The 18,220-nt window shown below is 40.1% G+C and carries 16 protein-coding genes; 4 read left to right on the top strand and 12 right to left on the bottom strand.

Translation table 11 applies throughout. The features are described from left to right. Positions 1-5 precede the first annotated feature (5 nt). The 8 genes from leuC to ASU03_RS14315 form a co-directional block, all read right to left on the bottom strand. Positions 6-1,424, bottom strand: coding sequence for a 3-isopropylmalate dehydratase large subunit (gene leuC, locus ASU03_RS14350; RefSeq protein ID WP_057832483.1), 1,419 nt, complete (start codon positions 1,422-1,424; stop codon positions 6-8). A 1-nt stretch (position 1,425) separates the two neighbouring features. After that, entirely contained in the window at positions 1,426-2,529 is a 1,104-nt protein-coding gene (leuB, locus tag ASU03_RS14345; RefSeq protein ID WP_057832482.1) for a 3-isopropylmalate dehydrogenase, read from the bottom strand. Positions 2,530-2,631: 102 nt separating this feature from the next. Next, complete coding sequence (gene leuA / locus ASU03_RS14340; RefSeq protein ID WP_057832481.1) at positions 2,632-4,209, bottom strand: 2-isopropylmalate synthase; 1,578 nt, start codon at positions 4,207-4,209, stop codon at positions 2,632-2,634. A 391-nt stretch (positions 4,210-4,600) separates the two neighbouring features. Next, positions 4,601-5,239 carry a hypothetical protein gene (locus tag ASU03_RS14335; protein WP_057832480.1) on the bottom strand — a complete coding sequence of 213 codons (639 nt, stop codon included), beginning with the start codon at positions 5,237-5,239 and terminating at the stop codon, positions 4,601-4,603. A gap of 69 nt (positions 5,240-5,308) precedes the next feature. Further along, complete coding sequence (locus ASU03_RS14330) at positions 5,309-6,250, bottom strand: glycosyltransferase family A protein (protein WP_057832479.1); 942 nt, start codon at positions 6,248-6,250, stop codon at positions 5,309-5,311. Between the two features lie 72 nt (positions 6,251-6,322). Then, positions 6,323-7,438 carry a non-hydrolyzing UDP-N-acetylglucosamine 2-epimerase gene (gene wecB / locus ASU03_RS14325; RefSeq protein WP_057832478.1) on the bottom strand — a complete coding sequence of 372 codons (1,116 nt, stop codon included), beginning with the start codon at positions 7,436-7,438 and terminating at the stop codon, positions 6,323-6,325. 13 nt (positions 7,439-7,451) lie between these two features. Continuing rightward, a complete protein-coding gene (locus ASU03_RS14320) occupies positions 7,452-8,345 on the bottom strand; it encodes a glycosyltransferase family 2 protein (protein WP_057832477.1) in 894 nt (297 codons plus the stop codon). Between the two features lie 154 nt (positions 8,346-8,499). Then, positions 8,500-10,050 carry a capsule assembly Wzi family protein gene (locus ASU03_RS14315; protein WP_057832476.1) on the bottom strand — a complete coding sequence of 517 codons (1,551 nt, stop codon included), beginning with the start codon at positions 10,048-10,050 and terminating at the stop codon, positions 8,500-8,502. 246 nt (positions 10,051-10,296) lie between these two features. Here ASU03_RS14315 and ASU03_RS14305 point away from each other — a divergent pair, with 246 nt between their 5' ends. After that, the gene (locus ASU03_RS14305) at positions 10,297-11,391 is read left to right on the top strand and encodes a glycosyltransferase family 9 protein (protein ID WP_057832474.1); all 1,095 of its coding nucleotides are present in this window, start codon (positions 10,297-10,299) and stop codon (positions 11,389-11,391) included. 54 nt (positions 11,392-11,445) lie between these two features. After that, entirely contained in the window at positions 11,446-12,537 is a 1,092-nt protein-coding gene (locus ASU03_RS14300; protein WP_057832473.1) for a glycosyltransferase, read from the top strand. Positions 12,538-12,617: 80 nt separating this feature from the next. Here ASU03_RS14300 and ASU03_RS14295 read toward each other — a convergent pair whose 3' ends face one another. Continuing rightward, entirely contained in the window at positions 12,618-13,223 is a 606-nt protein-coding gene (locus ASU03_RS14295; RefSeq protein ID WP_057832472.1) for a TIGR04211 family SH3 domain-containing protein, read from the bottom strand. A gap of 303 nt (positions 13,224-13,526) precedes the next feature. Between ASU03_RS14295 and ASU03_RS14290 the strand changes: the two genes are divergently transcribed. Together ASU03_RS14290 and ASU03_RS14285 are read left to right on the top strand one after the other, a co-directional pair. Next, positions 13,527-15,179: a CYTH domain-containing protein gene (locus ASU03_RS14290; RefSeq protein WP_057832471.1), complete on the top strand. Its 1,653-nt coding sequence runs from the start codon at positions 13,527-13,529 to the stop codon at positions 15,177-15,179. Between the two features lie 2 nt (positions 15,180-15,181). Then, positions 15,182-16,096, top strand: a complete 915-nt coding sequence (locus ASU03_RS14285) for a L,D-transpeptidase family protein (RefSeq protein WP_231731593.1) — start codon at positions 15,182-15,184, stop codon at positions 16,094-16,096. A 269-nt stretch (positions 16,097-16,365) separates the two neighbouring features. Here ASU03_RS14285 and ASU03_RS14280 read toward each other — a convergent pair whose 3' ends face one another. The 3 genes from ASU03_RS14280 to ASU03_RS14270 all read right to left on the bottom strand — a co-directional run bounded on the left by ASU03_RS14280 (position 16,366) and on the right by ASU03_RS14270 (position 18,200). Further along, entirely contained in the window at positions 16,366-16,698 is a 333-nt protein-coding gene (locus ASU03_RS14280; RefSeq protein ID WP_057832470.1) for a hypothetical protein, read from the bottom strand. Between the two features lie 36 nt (positions 16,699-16,734). Beyond that, positions 16,735-17,376: a hypothetical protein gene (locus tag ASU03_RS14275; protein WP_057832950.1), complete on the bottom strand. Its 642-nt coding sequence runs from the start codon at positions 17,374-17,376 to the stop codon at positions 16,735-16,737. 134 nt (positions 17,377-17,510) lie between these two features. Further along, entirely contained in the window at positions 17,511-18,200 is a 690-nt protein-coding gene (locus ASU03_RS14270; RefSeq protein ID WP_057832469.1) for a PspA/IM30 family protein, read from the bottom strand. Positions 18,201-18,220 lie beyond the last annotated feature (20 nt).

The raw sequence follows: 18,220 nt of genomic DNA, 5'->3' as shown, positions 1-18,220 counted from the left end.
CAAAACTACTGGCTATTTAGATCAACAAAGTGACCAGTAATTGCGGCCGCAGCGGCCATTTCAGGACTGACTAAATGAGTACGACTACCCCGTCCTTGACGACCTTCAAAGTTACGATTACTGGTTGAGGCACAACGATCGCCTTCTTCTAGCACGTCATCGTTCATACCTAAACACATAGAGCAACCGGGTAAGCGCCATTCAAAGCCGGCAGCTGTGAATATTTTATCTAAACCTTCACTTTCTGCTTGTTCTTTCACTCGGTAAGAGCCAGGAACTATAATGGCGTCAACGCCCTCTATCACTTGTTGACCTTGATATTGCTGAACAACACCGGCGGCGGCGCGTAAATCTTCAATACGTGAGTTAGTACAAGAGCCGATAAAGACCTTGTTCACGTGTATATCTGTCATCTTGGTACCAGGGGTTAAGTCCATATACTTAAGCGCTTTGATGCAAGACTCTTTTTCAGTTGGATCGCTGAAATCGTCCGGCGAAGGCACAATACCGTCGACACTAACAACTTGTCCTGGATTTGTGCCCCAAGTAACTTGGGCTTTAATGTCTTTTGCTGTAAGTGTTATTACCGTATCGAATGTTGCATCAGCATCTGATTTTAAGTTTTTCCAATCTGCTACTGCTTGGCTAAATACCTCACCTTTTGGCGCGTATTCTTTACCTTCTACATAATCAAACGTGGTTTGATCCGGGGCAATTAAACCGGCTTTTGCGCCAAATTCTATGCTCATATTACACACCGTCATGCGCTCTTCCATACTTAGCGCTTCGATAGCTTCTCCACAGTATTCAACCACATAACCTGTTGCGCCAGCACTACCGGTTTTGCCGATAATGGCTAAGATAATATCTTTGGCACTAATGCCGGCTCCGACATGACCTTTAACTTCTATTTTCATGGTTTTGGCTTTGTTTTGACGTAAGGTCTGCGTAGCAAAAACATGTTCTACTTCTGAAGTGCCAATACCAAAAGCAAGGGCACCAAATGCACCATGGGTGGCGGTATGTGAATCACCACAAACAATAATAGTACCGGGTAAGGTCAAACCTAACTCAGGCCCAATAACGTGGGCGATACCTTGGTTTTTGTGACCCATATCAAACAGCTCGATACCAAAGTCTTTACAGTTTATTGCTAACGCGCGTAATTGGTTGGCCGCGCCTTCACCGGCAGCATCTATTTTAATGGATCGCGTCGAAATATTATGATCCATAGTAGCAATGGTACGTTCAGGGTGACGTACAGGGCGATTATGCAAGCGTAAACTGGCAAAAGCTTGTGGTGAGGTCACCTCATGAATTAAATGACGGTCAACATATAATAAGGGTGTTTGCCCTTTAGCGTCTTCAACTAAATGGTTTTGCCATAATTTTTCATACATGGTTTGTGGATTAGTTATGGTCATTTTATGCGCTCTCTTTTTTCTGGGAAATAATTTGTTGGCAGATATAATCACCCACTTCACTGGTGGATTTTGCCTTGGCTTTGTCAGCGGTAGATAATAAGTCAGCGGTTAATATGCCATTATCTAGGGCACTCGATACTGCCGCTTCAATCGCTTTTGCTGCTGCCTCTTGATTTAAGCTATAACGCAGCATTAAAGCCGCAGAGAGAATTTGCGCAATTGGGTTTGCTACGCCTAGACCGGCAATATCAGGAGCACTGCCGCCTGCAGGTTCATACATACCAAAACCTTTGCTATTTAAGCTGGCTGAGGGTAACAAACCCATAGAGCCGGTGATCATGGCGCAAATATCCGATAAAATATCACCAAATAGATTAGGGCAGAGCAAGACATCAAATTGCTTAGGATCACGTACCAGTTGCATGGCCGCGTTATCAACATAAAGGTGCTCTAGCTCTACTTCTGGATAATCTACGGCAACCTCTTCAACCACTTGGCGCCATAATTGACTGGTCGCTAATACGTTGGCTTTATCAACGGACGTTACTTTATTGTTGCGCTTTTGTGCTGCTTGAAAAGCAAGGTGAGCAATGCGTTTTACTTCACGGCGTGAATAAAACATAGAATCAAAACCGGTTTCTTCTTCACCTTCGCCTCGACGACCTTTTGGCTCGGCAAAGTAAATATCGCCGGTTAGTTCACGAATAACTAATATGTCAAAACCTTGCGAAGATATATCAGCGCGTAATGTTGAAAGCGATGATAGTGACGGCTGTAAGGTTGCTGGGCGCATATTACAAAATAAATCGAAATGACCACGTAAACCTAATAAAGCACAACGTTCAGGTTGCTCAGTTGGTGGCAAGTTTGCCCATTTAGGGCCGCCAACACTGCCGAATAATATGGCATCGCTCGCTTCACAACCTGCCATGGTTGAATCTGGTAGAGCATTACCGTGATTATCTATGGCGGCACCACCAATATCATAATCTTTAGTTTGGATTTCAAAATCAAACTTACTTGCCACAGCCGCTAGTACTTTTTTAGCTTCAACCATGACTTCTGGGCCGATACCATCACCGGCTAAAATTGCTATGTTGGACATGTTTATAACCTTTTAAATTGTAATTTTGTTTTAGCGCGAATAAATTCCCGCCTACATAGGTGTTCACCGGTAGGCGGGATTTTAATCGCGCTTGTTTAATGTTTATTTTGCCGATTTTAACTCGGCAATGGTCATCGCTCGGTGGATACTGTTTAGTGCATGAATCAATGCTTGTCCCGAGGCTTGAATAACATCGGTTTCTAAACCGTAACCATGGAAATTTCTCCCTTGCCAGGTAATGACTAAATCGGCTTGGCCTAAGCCGTCTTCACCTGAGCCTTTGTTTGATATTTTGTAATCGCTGACTTCAAATTCGATATCGACACTCTGTTTAATGGCTTGATAAAGCGCATCAACGGGTCCATTACCTGTTGCTGAGTGTACTTTGCTGTTACCGCCATCGCCTTCTTCCTTGCTGCCAGAGATAAGTTTAATGCTGGCAGTAGCAAATTCTCCGTCACCACATTGCACATTAATGGTGTCTAATTGGTAAAAGTCTTGTAAATCTTTTTGCTGCAACTTAAAGACTAACGCTTCTAAGTCATCGTCAAATACTTGGCCTTTTTTATCCGCTAGCGCGATAAAGTCACGGTAAAGTTCCTCAATATCATAATCAGACTCTTGGTAACCTAAGCTTGCCATACGGTGTTTAATGACATGACGACCGCTGCGAGAGGTAAGGTTCAATTTGGTTTTAGCAATGCCGACACTTTCTGGTGTCATGATTTCGTAAGTATTACTGGCTTTTAACATGCCATCTTGATGAATACCTGAGGAATGGCTAAAAGCATTACCGCCAACAATAGCTTTATTTAATTGCACCGGCATATTACATACTGTACTGACTAACTTCGATACGCGGGCAATTTCTTGATGATTGATATTGGTGTGTACACCTAGTAAAGCTTGGCGAGTTTTCATGATCATCGCCACTTCTTCTAAAGAGCAGTTACCGGCACGCTCGCCAATACCATTAATGGTACATTCGATTTGTCTAGCACCGGCTTGCACCGCTGCCATTGAGTTAGCAACGGCTAAACCTAGATCGTTATGGCAATGTACAGAAATTATCGCTTGATCAATATTGGGTACCCGATTAAATAAGTCAGTGATAATGCCTTGGAATTCAAAGGGTAGGGTATAACCAACGGTATCGGGAATATTTATTGTGGTCGCACCTGCCTTGATGGCACTCTCTACCATGCGGCATAAATTATCAATAGGTGTACGACCAGCATCTTCACAAGAAAACTCGACATCGTCGGTGTATTTTCTTGCATGTTTAATCGCATGTACCGCCATGGCTTCTACATCGGCGAACTCTTTGCGTAATTTTTGTTTTACATGGACATCAGAGGTGGAAATAAAGGTATGGATACGAAATTGGTCGGCAACTTTTAATGCTTCACCACAGGCATCAATATCGGCTTCAACGGCGCGCGCTAAACCACAAACGCGAGCATTTTTTATCACACGGGCGATTTGCTGAACCGATTCAAAATCACCAGGGGATGAAACGGGAAAGCCCACTTCCATAATATCGACACCTAAACGTTCGATAGCTAAGGCAATTTGTAATTTCTCATGTACGGATAGGCTAGCATTTAATGCTTGTTCACCATCACGTAAAGTGGTGTCAAAAATAATGACTTGATCATTGTTAACTTGTGGGCTGCTCATGTTTTTTGTCCTTTAAAATCTGATGTCTATGGTAATATTTTCACTATTAACTGCGGACATAAAAAAACCCGCGATTGTTAGCGCGGGTTTTAATGAATTCTACTTAGTTTCTAATATTTAAACTGTTGAAGAAGCAACAAAACCTAGCCGCGCATGGTGAGTGCGAGCAGGAGGTTAGTCTTAATGTGCTTAATCAATTTAGTCATTTTGGTTTCGTTATTGGTGTTTGTGTAAAAATTCACAAAAAGCTAATAAATATTCTTTTTAAGTTAAAACTATTCAAGGTACTATTAATAGCGCATTTGGCTTAGGAGTGTCAATAGCCAGCATGTTATATCCTTATTTAAAGCTATGGTAATGCTGTCTAACCTAGAGCTGTTAGTTATATTACTTACCAAACACACACTTGTTTTAAGCGATTTTTACTACCTTTTAAGTACTTTCTTGTTTGACCTAACCCCATCAGGTCATCAAACACTGAGCCAACATCAAGGTAAGTATTATGTGGATAAGCCTTGTTTAACTGGAATATAAGCATATTACTAAGTACACCAGCGCAAAATATAAACACCTGGTTTTCAGCGTTATTGTTTCCAATGTAGACAGTCATTTCAGCGAGCATGGCATCGTAGTTTTGGCTCCATGCGTTTGCTCCAACTCTAAAACTATCGTTAACTGCAAAAGGTAGCCCCGCTAAGTCAGCTTTTTCATGGCAAACCATGTTGATTGTTTTGCCCTTTAAAATAGCAACCGTACTTGCTAGGAATTCCGGGTCATTTGCATTAACGAAGAGGTTGGCCCAGGTAAGTTGGCTGTCACTTTGATTTGATTGCGAGCGCAAATTATTACAGTGAGCATCGCCGACGCAGCAGCGACAAGGTAAACCAACAAAGTATGAATCGCTTTTATGCAATAAGGATTGCTCTAATATTTTCCGGTAACACTCATCTTCTTCGTTGTTAGGATTGTACTTGTGCTCACCATTACACTTTTCAGAGAGATCAATGGCTTTACCATTGATGACTTCCATTTCGCCATCACCAAAACGTACTAGGGAAAAATTTTCATTATTTTGCAGTTTATGATTAAATATCTGTAATTATTCAGTGAAATTTTTCTCTTTAGGTAAAGAATAGTCACTATGCTTTTTAACAACCTGCCAACCATCTTTCGTATGACTATTAACAATTTCACTGCGGGTGTTTTTATGATCTTTGGTTTTGTAAGTGGCTACATTTAGCCGACCGACAATCTTGCCAAAATCTGGGCGACAGCTCCAAAGAGATTGATCGTTTTCAGGATGTGGCGGAACTATCGTTTTAATGCCGCCGTATTTAAGCGCCATATAACTTAAGTGGATATCTTCGCCGTTATCCCAGGATACCGGCTCTTCGCGCCACATATATTGTACATGGGCTTTATTCATAAACCAGGCATGACCTACTAAGTCAACTTGCACTGGGCTATTGTAATGATTGCCGTTCCAGCCGGCTTTATGTTTACTTGAGTAACCACCTTCTATGGGTAATAAAACACCAGAACCACCTAAAATCCCATCATGACCGGACGCTATGGTAGCCAAACAGTTTTCAAACCAACGTGGTTGCGGCAAGATATCATCATCAAAAAAAGCAACATATTTAGTACGAACTAAATTTGCTAAGGCAAAGCGACCCCAAAAAAGAAAGTTACTGTTTGAGGCGACGACACGATCGGCCAGTTTTGACATATCACGTAACTCATCATCACTGCGATTAGACCATACCCAAATCTCTGTAGGAGGGACGGTTTGGGCTCTTAGTGCCTCAATTTGCTGTTCGAGATATTCCGAACGTTTGTAGGCGGTAAGTATTACCGTAATGCCGTCATTGCTTGGAGCAGGCATAGGGCTAGCATCGCGGTTAAATTTAACTGTATCAGGAGCTGGCGCCATTTTTTGTTTTACATAACCGGAAACTTTTACTCGCCAAAAACCGACAATACGTGTATTAACCCACCACTTTATTTTTTGCGTTAAGGTTTTTTTTTGTTTAAAAGACATAGAGTGTACCCAATAAAAGTCTTGGCTTAGCTGCTTAACTAGGCCTTTATTTGTTTATGATTTATACCTTTATTATTTGTATAAGGCATCTAAAATTTTCTGACAAGCTTTACCATCCCCATAGGGGTTATGGGCAATGCTCATACTTTGGTATGTTTTTTCGTTATCCATTAACTCAGCTATGTTGTCAGTAATTGTCTTAACATTAGTGCCGACTAATTTGACAGTGCCTGCTGCTACAGCCTCAGGACGCTCAGTGGTATTTCTCATAACCAGCACTGGTTTGCCTAATGAAGGCGCTTCTTCTTGAATACCACCAGAGTCAGTTAAGATAAAATAAGCTTGGGTCATTAAGTAAATGAAAGGTAAATATTCTTGTGGTTCAATTAAGAATATATTATCGATACCTCGTAATAAGCGCTTTACTGGCTCCCTAACATTTGGATTTAAATGCATAGGATAAAGTATTTGTACTTCAGGGTATTGCTTTGCAGTTAAGGCTAATGCTTGGCAAATATTTTCAAAACCAGTACCAAAACTTTCACGTCGATGTCCTGTTACTAAAATAAGCTTTTTAGATTTATCAAGCATGGTGAATTTAGCCGCTAAGCTTGCTCTTAATTCACTATCTTGGCTGATTTTAGCTTTCACCATTAATAGCGCATCAATAACCGTATTGCCGGTAACAATGATATCTTCTTCAGCATAATTTTCTAGTAATAGGTTTTCTTTAGATGTTTGTGTCGGGGCAAAGTGAAATTTGGTTAATGCACCTGTTAACTTGCGGTTTCCCTCTTCGGGCCAGGGTGAATAGATATTTTGCGTACGTAAACCCGCTTCAACATGACCTACAGCTACTTGCTCATAGTAAGCGGCTAAAGTGGCAGCAAAGGTAGTTGCGGTATCACCATGTACTAACACAATATCCGGTTTAAATTCCGTTAAAACTGGTTTTAACTTTAATAAAATACCCGCAGTAACCTCATTTAAGGTTTGTCCTGCCTTCATTAGGTCTAAGTCAAAATCTGGCGTTATTTTGAATAGTTCGAGCACTTGATCTAACATCTCTCTGTGCTGAGCAGTAACACAAACTTTAGACTCAAAGCGTGGGTCATCAGCAAGTGCATGAACAAGGGGTGCCATTTTAATTGCTTCAGGGCGAGTTCCAAATACAGTTAATACTTTCATCAGAGTCAACCCCCTACTCTTGCAAACGTCTAATCTTACTGCGAACTCTCGAAATATTAGAGTCTTTAGCATAACGACCTTTTTGCACGTGACGGATTTGAAATACACCATCGATATCTAGTGGGATGCCTTCACTGGAAATTAACCACTTAAAAGCGGTATCTTCATAGGTTTTACGCCAACGGTCATCTTCTGTTTGAAAAATTTTTAACTTTTCACAATAACCAATAGCGCGAGCAACATCACCATGGACAATTTGAAAAGCGCCTTTAGCTTTATCGCGAGAATGTAAACTAAAGCCATCAGCATCGATATCAACTAGTTGCGGCTCGCTATCTTGGCGCAACATAGGATCGTCTTGCGCCAACATTTCTGTGGTTCGTTCTTGCTGAGGGTAGTACAAGCTTTCTTGTTTACCTTGTAGTTGCTCAGCTAATGAATCTAAACAGTTTTTATGAAAAATAATGTCGCAGTCGGTAAACCATAGCCAGTCGGCATTAGTGGTTCGAGCTGCCATATTTCGGCCAATGCCGCGTCGAAACAATTTCCCTTTTGATAGCACTTGGAAATTCCAAGTGACATTTTCAACCGTTTGCTTATTGAAAAAATCTAAGACTGCTTGGCTTTTAGTATCCTCGACGGCGTAAAATACGGTAACCGTTAAAGCGCACTTAGTTGGTGGGTAATTAACAAAAGAGCTGAGCTGGTAAGTGAGCATATTTGAATAGCCCCAGCAATGACTAACAATCTCTAACTTGAAAAAACCATCGACAGCTTTACGACCTTTGGGAGCAGGAAGTGCCGTTCTAAACCAAGAAACAGGTAAAATTCTAGTAATAACTAAACGAAAGAAGTGAATGGCATAAGTGTTATACCAGCGAGGTGCATAAGTAGTTGTTGTTATCATTGGCTATTTCGCATCTTGTTTGATCATTTTTTTTGTGATTAGCAGTATATCATAAGTTGATTTTTTAAATTAGCTGTTAACTATTATTAACTTACCCACTCAGGTCATGAGTAAGTTAATAAAAATTAGGTAATAATAAATAGTTAATTAAATATTAAAAACGATATTCCCATTTGACATAGGCATCAAATTCGGTGCCGTCTTCATCATTACTTTCACTGCTAATACTGCCTTCATTATTAGCAAATTTAGAGTTTGTTACTATTACTCCCAAGGTAAAGCGAGAATCGAAAGCGATAAACTTATATTGACCATCAAACTGTAAAACATCTTCAGCAACTTGAGATACGGTGTTACCCATATGTATATCATCAGGATACCAGTCACTATTGTCAGTATTTAGTTGCGCTTTTCTAAACTTTAATTGCCAGCTATTACCTGCTTTCGTTTGGATTAGAAAAGTCGCAACAAGAGTTTTTGCATCATTATCATAAGTTGAGCCAATAGTGCGACGATAATATCGATAGCCTGATTTATAAGTAATATGTTCGTAAAAGCAATTAAGCTCAGGGCTTGGACCTGAACGGTTACATGCTACCTGGGTATCGGTGAACTCTAAGTTGGTCATTATGCGCTGATTAAAGAGGGTGAAACGGGTTTCAATGCCATACATATCTGCTTTATCGGTGATTAAGCCACCTTCAGGTGAATCTTCACCTATGGTTTGAAAATAGAGAGCATAAGGTAAACCTAATAATGTATCAGACCAGCGAGCATCATAGCCAGCTAGATGATTACCTAATTGTGTAAGCATGCTTGGATCACAAATCGGCTTGCCGTTAGCACATTCTTGACCACCCGTGATGGCTTTAAAAAAATCGCTGAATGAGCTAGGTTGACCCTCACCAGCCCATTGAAGTGACCATGAACCACCAATTTCTAAACCGCGCAGTGGACGAATTGTGGCACGAGTACTCCACATCATGGTATCGGGTACTTCACGGCTTGCTTCTAATTGCGCCATTTGTGTGGTTAATGTCCATGGGCCAATCCAGCTTAACCAAGGGGTTTCAAAGGCCTTTGAGTTATCACGAGTAATACTGATCGCCGGTAATGGTCTTGAGTTGGTGGTCATTATTAAGTTGGTATCAATACCTGGGCCCCACCAGCGCTCAATGGCACCTGCGCTTAATACCCAGTTACCTAACTTATAGGCAAGGTAACTACCGTCGAGATTTAAATCACTACCCTGATTTAAATCAGGAGTATCATCTAAACCAAGGCGATAATTAACTTGTAATTTACCCGCTAGGTTGCCAATAAAAAATTCATCGGAAAGCTCAATATTACCTTGGTCAAAATGATCGTTACCATAACTGGTAAAACGATTTTGACTGCTGGCTAAGTAAATAGTTTTCTTGGTGATATTTTGTTTGCCTGAAGCATAGTTATAGTTATACCTGACATGTGCCAGGGCTTGAATTTCTTCATCACTAAGTAAATAAGTGTTAGCCGATAAAATATCATCTTTAATGGCATTCCACATCAGTGGGTAGGTTGTAACCGGTGCGGTAATTAAGCCGATATCAGCAAGTAGTTGGATATCATTTCTTAAAGCCAGATCATCTGGCTCTACCCAAGGTGCAGCAAAGCTAGTATTTAAAAAAAATAAGGAAATAAAGGCCAAGCTAGGCTTTAACAACATGAAAACGTCCTAAAGAGTGCAGTACACTAATAATAAATCAATAATAAAAAATATAAAACTACCGCCAAAATATCAAAAGACAGCGAGAGCAAAAAAATTTTCCGATTGTAGCAGTGTTGACCAGTTAACTCATCTACTCTTTAAAGAAAATAACAAAAAAGTCGCAATAGCTATTAGAGTAGGGCACACTTTTCAGGTATTATGCTTGTTTTTATTCCCCCTCTTCACTCTAGGTCTGATGCTTTAATGAAACCTAACCGCGTATTATTTATTCCGGTATCTTCACCTTCTGGCATTGGTGAATACATGCGCTCAATGATTATTGCTAAGGCACTGCAGCTGCGCTGGCCTAATATTAATATCCATTTTATATTAAATGAGCAAGTTGCTTATTTTAACGACTGTCCTTATGTCGTTCACGCCTGCCAGGGCTCTCCAACCAAAGATGTAACAAAAGTTAACGCTATTATTGCTCAGCTTAAGCCAGATTTAGTGCTATTTGATGCTTCGGGACGTGCTAAGCAGTTTAAGCAAGCACAAGCGGTTGGCGCAAAAGTCGCCTTTATTTCCCAGCATCATAAAAAGCGCAGTCGAGGTTTGAAATTAAATCGCTTACTAAATACCGATATTCATTGGGTAGCGCAGCCTGACTTTTGTATAAAATCGATAAGTTATTGGCAACGCGCTAAGTTGGCCTTTTTCCAGAAAAAAGCACCCCAAAATATCGGGCCAGTCTTTGAATTAAGTAGCAAAGCATATCAAGTCCAGCTACGAGAACGGTACAATTTAGCTAAAGATCAATATTTTGTTTTTAATGCTGGCTCAGGCGGACACTTAGTGGCAGGGGAGCTTGCCGCAGATATTTATTATCAAGCAGCGCTGGCCTTTTCTCGGCAAAGTAAAATGAAATGCCTGGTTGTTTTTGGTGATAACTATCCTAAAGAGCTACCAGAAGATGACAATATCATTTGTCTGAAAAGTATTAATAATAAGGACTTTATCTCCTTGATAGTAAACGCGCAAGCTTGTGTTATCAGTGCCGGCGATACCTTATTACAGTGTATTGCCTTGCATAAAGCCTGTGTTGCGGCACCGATATCACCGGACCAGCCAGCGCGGTTAAAGTTATGTCAGCATAAAAAATTAGTACTTGTGGCTGAAGCAACCCCAGCTAGCTTAGTGCAACAAGCACAGCGACTCATTGAAAACAAACAGCGTCAAACTCTTATCGGTAATATGGCACAACTTGCGCCAGTAAAAGCGTTAGAGCTAATTGTCGATGATATCGCGGCGTTATTTACGTTTGATAATGTAAGTGATGCTCAGCAAAGCAGTAATTAGTAAAAGACTCAGTAAAAAAATAGTTAAAAAAACAAGGTTCAGGATGATAATTAAATGAAAAATATTGCCATAGTAATAGATGGACTAACGGGCGGTGGCGCAGAACGGGTGATGATTAGTTTAGCCACGGAAATAGTTGCTCAAGGGCATAGCGTTACTATCTTATCATTAAGCAATCGCTGCGATTATACCATCCCTAATGGCATTAATGTTTGTTATTTATTTGACCATAAAGCCTCAAAAGTAGATAGGTTTTGGCAGATAAAAGCCAGTGTAGTCAAACTCGAAGCCTGGTTTAGTAGCCTGGAACAGCAACAAGGTAAGCCTTTTGATCTAGTGTTATCTAATTTAGAACGTAGTAATAACTTACTCGTCAACAGCCGTATTTGCTCGGTCTATTATATTGTTCATAATAGTGTTGAAGAAGAACTGCAGCGACAAAAAAAATTAGGTCCTTTCGCTTATTGGTACTTACTTAAATCGAAAAAAAATCTTTCTGGCCAGCATTTAATTACGGTGTCCAAGGGCATAGAGCAGGAAATATCTCAAGGGAGAGTCATCTCGCCTAAAACTATAACGACTATTTATAATCCGTTTGATATTAAAGATATTCAGCAAAAATCATTAATCGCCGATAGCGCTATACCCAAGGATCCCTACATTATTCATGTTGGCCGGTTAGCTAAACAAAAGCGTCATGACATTCTATTTTCCGCCTTTGCTAAAGTTAGTAAAGAAGTCAAGCTAGTGTTATTGTGCAATAAGCCAGAAAAGGCACGGAAGCTTGCGGAAAAGTATGGTGTTGCTGAACGTCTTATTTTACCTGGTTTTCAAGCGAATGCTTACAACTGGATAAAACATGCACAAGCCTTGGTGCTTAGCTCGGATTATGAGGGGTTGCCAACGGTGCTGTTAGAAGCACTTGCCGTAGAGACCAAAGTGGTAAGTACAGCCTGCTCACACGGACCGGATGAAATATTAACGGGACCGTTAAGTGATTTTTTAGTGCCTAGGCGAGATCCTAAAGCACTAGCCGTAGCAATTAACAAGGTATTAAATAGTGAGCTGGATTTAAGCGCGGCTGACATTTTGACTAAGGTTAGCGCAAGTAAAATTGCTCGACAATATTTAAGCCTAGCAAAGTAAATAGCATTGCTGGGTTAAAAGCGAATACCTTAGCGAATTAATTACTGAGGTATTCCTCTCTAAGTATTAATGAAAAGCTGTTATGACCAGCTTTGCATCGAGCCACTACGGCGAGTGAATAATTTTGGTAAAATTAAACCTAAAATCAAACCTATGCCTAAGACCAATGCGCCGTTGAAGAACCATTGCTTTTTAATATTAGTATCTTGATCTTTAATCTTTGTGCGTGTTTTTGTCAATGTCTGCGTTAACTGCTTAAGCTCAGCGGAAAGTTTTTTCTTATCATTAGTTAATAGGTTTACTTTGTTTTTTAGTTCATTTACTGCACTATCAAGTTGGCTGGTGACGTTACTGCTAGTAGCAATTTTTTCCTTGAGCTCAGTGACCACAAAGCGAAGTCCTGCTTGTGTGGTTATATATTTACTTTCCACCCAGGTAGCGCGATTCTTATTATCTATAATTTCACTATAACCATTATCTTCAGCGCCGGTAATTTCGATTTTGGCACCGGCGATAATAGTGCCTAAAATTCTATAATTGGTGCCTGGGCCTGCATGCATATATATGAATAATTCATCAGAGATATAGCCCAGCTTGTAATTGTTTTCTGCCGCCTGAGCAGATGAAAAAAGCAAGCTAGATAAAGTGATAGCAATAACTGCTATGACGTTAATAACGTTATTCATAGAGAAACCAATGTAGTAATTAAATCAAGTAAGACAAGATATTATGTGTTTGCCGCTTTGATGGCAAGCTAAGAATGATTTCATTATGTGCAAATATAAGCTCAAACCTTAAGCAGCTTTGATTTTTTATTGGCAAGTTAATAAGTAGTTTAATCGCCAGCCGAGAAAATAACGATGTACTCCTTCGTAGGATAGTTGCTGTCTGCTATGAGTTTCTAATCATTAAGGGAAACTCGCTATTGGCATATTGATGCACTAACGGTATGCTGGTTAAGTTCTAGCTAAATATTTAATTGGATGATAATGGTTACCGAAATAGAATTAAAATACTCCTTGCTTGAAAATAACGACCTGGCACCCGTAAAGCAGATAAAAGCCACTATATGCCAATTACTCGCTGAGCATAACCTATCCTTTGTCCAGCAAGATATGCAGCTGAGCAATCACTATTTCGACACCCCGAGTTTGACACTACGCCAACAAAAAATAGCCTTACGCACCCGAGGCACTAAATGTCAGGGTGAAGAAGAACATTTTGAACAAACCATCAAAACATCAGGCTCTGTCATTGCCGGTTTACATCAAAGACCTGAATACAATGTCGATATTGAGGATGCCAAACCTATTCTTGCCTTATTTTCCACTACACTTTGGTCGACAGACTCAGATATTGAGCAATTACAGCAAGAGGTTATAGAGATTTTTTCTACTCACTTCAGCCGTTATACTTGGTTGGTTACTTTAGACCATGCCCTAGTGGAAATTGCCCTTGATTGTGGTGAGATTGCTTGTCAGGATCATGCTAATAAACCACGTATTTATGAAATCGAGTTAGAGTTGGTGAGTGGCGATACTCAGGCACTATTTGTCTTAACTAAGCTGTTATTCAGTCAATTAGCGCTACGACCCGGGCAGTTAACCAAAGCAGCTCGTGGTTATGCCTTATATCATGAGAGTCTTGCCGCTGGCCCTAATCTTGAAAATAACGCTGTTATGAATGACACTATTGTTGAGCCGATAGCACTGACGATGATCGATTTTCCACAAGATAGCAGCCTAGATAGTGCCTTTAATCAAGGTATAGAGTTTTCTCTCACTCAGCTGCAACTCGGTGTGGATAGCTATGTTGAGGCGCCATCACTGACTAAATTGGGTAAAATAAGTGAATTACTGGCTCTACTTAGACAAGGGTTTTGGCTTTTTAATGAACTCTTTACCGAGCAGAAATCAGCAGATGAACAATTGCCGAGTGAGCATTTATCGCTTGCTCCGCAAGCACTACGCAGTGAACTGAGTTATTTTATTCGCACTATTCACTGGGTCGATAATGCCCGTTATATTCAAGCCTTAACTAACAAGCAAAGTTCATCTCAAAAGGCCGCGTCGGTAAACCAAGAATTGATAACTAAATTACAATTGGCTCAACAGCGTTACCCCGATGAGGCGCAAGTATTGGCGCTCTTACATAGCGAACGCTTTAATAATTTGCAATTAGACTTATTGTCTTTATTACTTAAAAGTAAGACAGCCAGGATGGTTAAAACTCAACAGTCACTACCTTTATTTGAGTTTGCCGCTAAACACTTAAGTAATAGCACTCAGTTGTTAACTGATCAGCTAGCTAAATTGCAAAAACCACAAAACCTGTCATCTACCGAGTTATATTTAACCGCGCATAGCTTATTGATTCGTTCACTATTAACCACAAGTTGGTTTAGTTGCTTATTTGCTGAGCCACAGAGCAACAGGGTTAAAAGGTTCAGTACGCCTTGGCTTGATATTAAGCAGGGTATTAGCGAATTACAATCTTTGCAGTTATTACAGCAACAATTAGTACAGCTGCCTAACCCAGAGATAAAATTACTGGCTTGGTTAACAAATAAGAGTGAAAATTTAATTACTGCACTCGATCAATCTCGCGCTAAAGCCTTAACCATGCAACCATATTGGCCATAGACATGATGGTAAAAAATAAAAAATCCCCTTATATTTCTTTAATTTTCACTATTTTACTGCTATTTACCCAGCCGTTAATGGCAACCGTTTATGATTTGGGCAGTGTCAACAAGCGCCTTATTGGTAAAACTACCATGCACACTGTGGTTAAAGGTGATTATTTCCAGCAACTGGCCGAGCAATATAATGTCGCCTTTTTAGCCTTACTGGCGGCTAATCCACAGCACGACCCCTTTATTCTTAAAATTGGTGCACAGCTCGTGATTCCTAGTGAAATGTTATTACCCTTTATTACTCGTCAAGGCATAGTGATCAATTTACCGGAATTACGTTTATATTACTTTTCACCGCAAGAAAATAAAGTACATGTCTTTCCAGTGGGGATAGGTAGAGATGGCTTATCAACACCATTAACGAGTACTGTTATTGGCGAAAAGAGAAAAGATCCTATCTGGCGACCTACGCAAGCAATGCAGGAACGTCACTTTGCCGAGCATGGTAAATATTTAGCTAAAGAAGTTCCCGCCGGGCCTAATAACCCTTTTGGTAAATATGCCTTACGCTTAGGTACCAGTGAATACCTAATTCATGGTTCCAACAAGCGCTTTGGCATAGGCATGCGGGCAAGTTCAGGCTGTATTAGAATGTATGATAATGATATTAAATGGCTTTTTGATAACGTGCCATTGAATACTAAAGTGAGAGTGATTAACCAACCAGTAAAAATGTCTTATGAAAATGGTGAAAAGCAATTAATAGAAATACATCAACCGTTAACCGACCTCGAAGTAACAAAAAATAATGCCATTTTAACTAAGGCAATGCATCGATTTGTTGGTAGTACACGTGAGTACTGGCAGCAATTACTGCCCATCATCGAAACCCCCCATGGTTTAGTGGTTGAACTAGCTAAATAACCGAAAAAACTAAAATATCAATTCCAAGGTAATATGTTGATTTGGCTCTGTTGTAGTTTGGTGTTGTTGAGTAAACGAGCGAGACGCATACACGCTCATTGACATCCTGTCACCGCGATATACCGTTCGTCCTGAACATAATCCCCTCCATGCTTGTGAAGCTCGATCTTATCACATCAGCAACACCTTCCTTTAAATCAGTGTGTTACATTATAGACAACAGTGTTCTCCAACAGAGCCGTTGATTTATATGTTTAGGTTACTATTTATTATTCGCCTGAATAGTTGGAATTAATATGACTGACTAAATCATCCATCAGTTTCTTCTTAATAGCCAGCTGGTCTTCAGCGGGGAGTTGATATTTTTCGGCGAGAATTTGATAGTCACTTGGGGATAGACTTACCGTCAGACGTGGGCGCTTAGGTCTTTTATTTATCGGTAAACCCAATATATCACGAATTTGTTCTGACGGGCTTAAACCTGCATCAAGGGCTTCCTTACGGATAGATAGTTGGATTTTTTCATCCATATCAAAAGCGACTTGCACCGCTTTTATCGCTTTAACTGAGGATTGCCATTTATCGGGTATTTTTCTCGCCATAGTATTTTCCGCTTAATCTTTATATTAACTTTCCGCTTAACTTGCCGGGTACATATCCACTATATCACTGAGCGGTCTAAATAAAGTTAAGCACACTTCGGTATCACCATCTTGCCAGACTTCAACATCAACACCTTTGCTTTGATCTTCATTATAGAGGCTATACAACTCGAATTGCTCACCGCTGTCTTTGCCTTCATAGGCTGACAAGTCTTCACTGCGATGATCTTTGCGATGAAAATAACCAACTTTGGCAAAAACACTTTGTTGATATTGTTCACTACTCCACATTGCGGTGAGTTCGTTATCGGCTTTTTTATCTAAAATAGCTTGCCCAGGTTCATCAAAAATTTGCGCAAAATGCTCTAAATCAAAGAGAGTTTCGATATCATCATGATGAATCTTTAGTGATAATTTAAGCGTGGTAATATCATCAAGCTCTAGCGATAAAAATATCTCTAGATCATTAGTACCAATCAAAGCCCATTCAGTTTGTACCTTGTCTTCAAACTCATAGCTATTAACGGCTTTTACTTGCAACTCTTGCCCACGTAATGATTCGGGTAAAGCAAAGCTGTCCGTTAAAGCAATAATATCACCAACAAGTAACTGATTAACTTGTGTTAGCTTTCTCGGTTCATTGTTTGATTTATTAAATATTTTTTTTAAAAAATTCATTTGATGACCTAACGTAGAATGGGCACTCATCTATAGCTGGATTAAGTAGCGATAAATAATAATGCCCATTGGAGTATTGTTTATTATGTCAAAGCGTTAGTCCGTTAATACTTATTAGCGGACTAACGCTAACATTATTTTTGCTTAGCTTTCAAACGTTCTAAGACAGAATTAGCACTTTTATCTTGTGCACCAATGCCAGCAGCTTTTAATTGTGCTTGTAACGAACTATCCGAGTCTTCAGATTCTAGTAGTTCAGCAGCCTTCATTCTATCATCGAATTTTTGTTGCTTCGCTTTAATGCGCTCTAGAGAATCTTTAGCACTTAATAACTTGGAATTGCTTGATGAAAAGTTATCGGTAATGGCTGCGGTCGCTTTTTGTACACTTTCCGTGGTTTTTACCATAGAAAGTTGGCGTTTATGTTCAGCAACTTGGCGTTCACTTTTCTTAACTAAGTCTTTCAAGCGATCAGCACTACCACTAAAGCTATCGTGGGCTTGTTGTTGATCAGCTAAAGTAGTTTCTAAGTTAGCGATTTTTTCTGCCACCGCTAGGGCTAAAGTCTCATCACCTTTGTCAAGAGCTTGTGCTACATAACCTTCATGTTCAGTCACTTCACGGCTTAAGCGGTCTACTTCACGTTTTGCGGACATTTGTTCAGCCATAACACCGGTTAGGTCACGTTTTGCTTTGGTAAGGTGATTTTCGGCATCACGTATTTCTTGTTCAAATATACGGGTTGCATTGGCATCGATAATTGCTTCACCGGCTTCTGATGCACCGCCGCGAATTGCGGTCATAATTTTTTTAAATATACTCATTATTAACTCCTAACTAGGGG

The organism is Colwellia sp. TT2012 (assembly GCF_001440345.1).
Lineage (GTDB): Bacteria > Pseudomonadota > Gammaproteobacteria > Enterobacterales > Alteromonadaceae > Colwellia.
The sequence above is the reverse complement of the archived record's forward strand: the minus strand, read 5'-3'. Positions and strand labels throughout refer to the sequence as shown.

Excerpts from the sequence above, each read along its gene's own strand:
- leuC (WP_057832483.1), bottom strand. The coding sequence starts at position 1,424 with ATGACCATAACTAATCCACAAACCATGTATGAAAAATTATGGCAAAAC.
- leuB (WP_057832482.1), bottom strand. The coding sequence starts at position 2,529 with ATGTCCAACATAGCAATTTTAGCCGGTGATGGTATCGGCCCAGAAGTC.
- leuA (WP_057832481.1), bottom strand. The coding sequence starts at position 4,209 with ATGAGCAGCCCACAAGTTAACAATGATCAAGTCATTATTTTTGACACC.
- ASU03_RS14335 (WP_057832480.1), bottom strand. The coding sequence starts at position 5,239 with ATGGAAGTCATCAATGGTAAAGCCATTGATCTCTCTGAAAAGTGTAAT.
- ASU03_RS14330 (WP_057832479.1), bottom strand. The coding sequence starts at position 6,250 with ATGTCTTTTAAACAAAAAAAAACCTTAACGCAAAAAATAAAGTGGTGG.
- wecB (WP_057832478.1), bottom strand. The coding sequence starts at position 7,438 with ATGAAAGTATTAACTGTATTTGGAACTCGCCCTGAAGCAATTAAAATG.
- ASU03_RS14320 (WP_057832477.1), bottom strand. The coding sequence starts at position 8,345 with ATGATAACAACAACTACTTATGCACCTCGCTGGTATAACACTTATGCC.
- ASU03_RS14315 (WP_057832476.1), bottom strand. The coding sequence starts at position 10,050 with ATGTTGTTAAAGCCTAGCTTGGCCTTTATTTCCTTATTTTTTTTAAAT.
- ASU03_RS14305 (WP_057832474.1), top strand. The coding sequence starts at position 10,297 with ATGAAACCTAACCGCGTATTATTTATTCCGGTATCTTCACCTTCTGGC.
- ASU03_RS14300 (WP_057832473.1), top strand. The coding sequence starts at position 11,446 with ATGAAAAATATTGCCATAGTAATAGATGGACTAACGGGCGGTGGCGCA.
- ASU03_RS14295 (WP_057832472.1), bottom strand. The coding sequence starts at position 13,223 with ATGAATAACGTTATTAACGTCATAGCAGTTATTGCTATCACTTTATCT.
- ASU03_RS14290 (WP_057832471.1), top strand. The coding sequence starts at position 13,527 with ATGGTTACCGAAATAGAATTAAAATACTCCTTGCTTGAAAATAACGAC.
- ASU03_RS14285 (WP_231731593.1), top strand. The coding sequence starts at position 15,182 with ATGATGGTAAAAAATAAAAAATCCCCTTATATTTCTTTAATTTTCACT.
- ASU03_RS14280 (WP_057832470.1), bottom strand. The coding sequence starts at position 16,698 with ATGGCGAGAAAAATACCCGATAAATGGCAATCCTCAGTTAAAGCGATA.
- ASU03_RS14275 (WP_057832950.1), bottom strand. The coding sequence starts at position 17,376 with ATGAATTTTTTAAAAAAAATATTTAATAAATCAAACAATGAACCGAGA.
- ASU03_RS14270 (WP_057832469.1), bottom strand. The coding sequence starts at position 18,200 with ATGAGTATATTTAAAAAAATTATGACCGCAATTCGCGGCGGTGCATCA.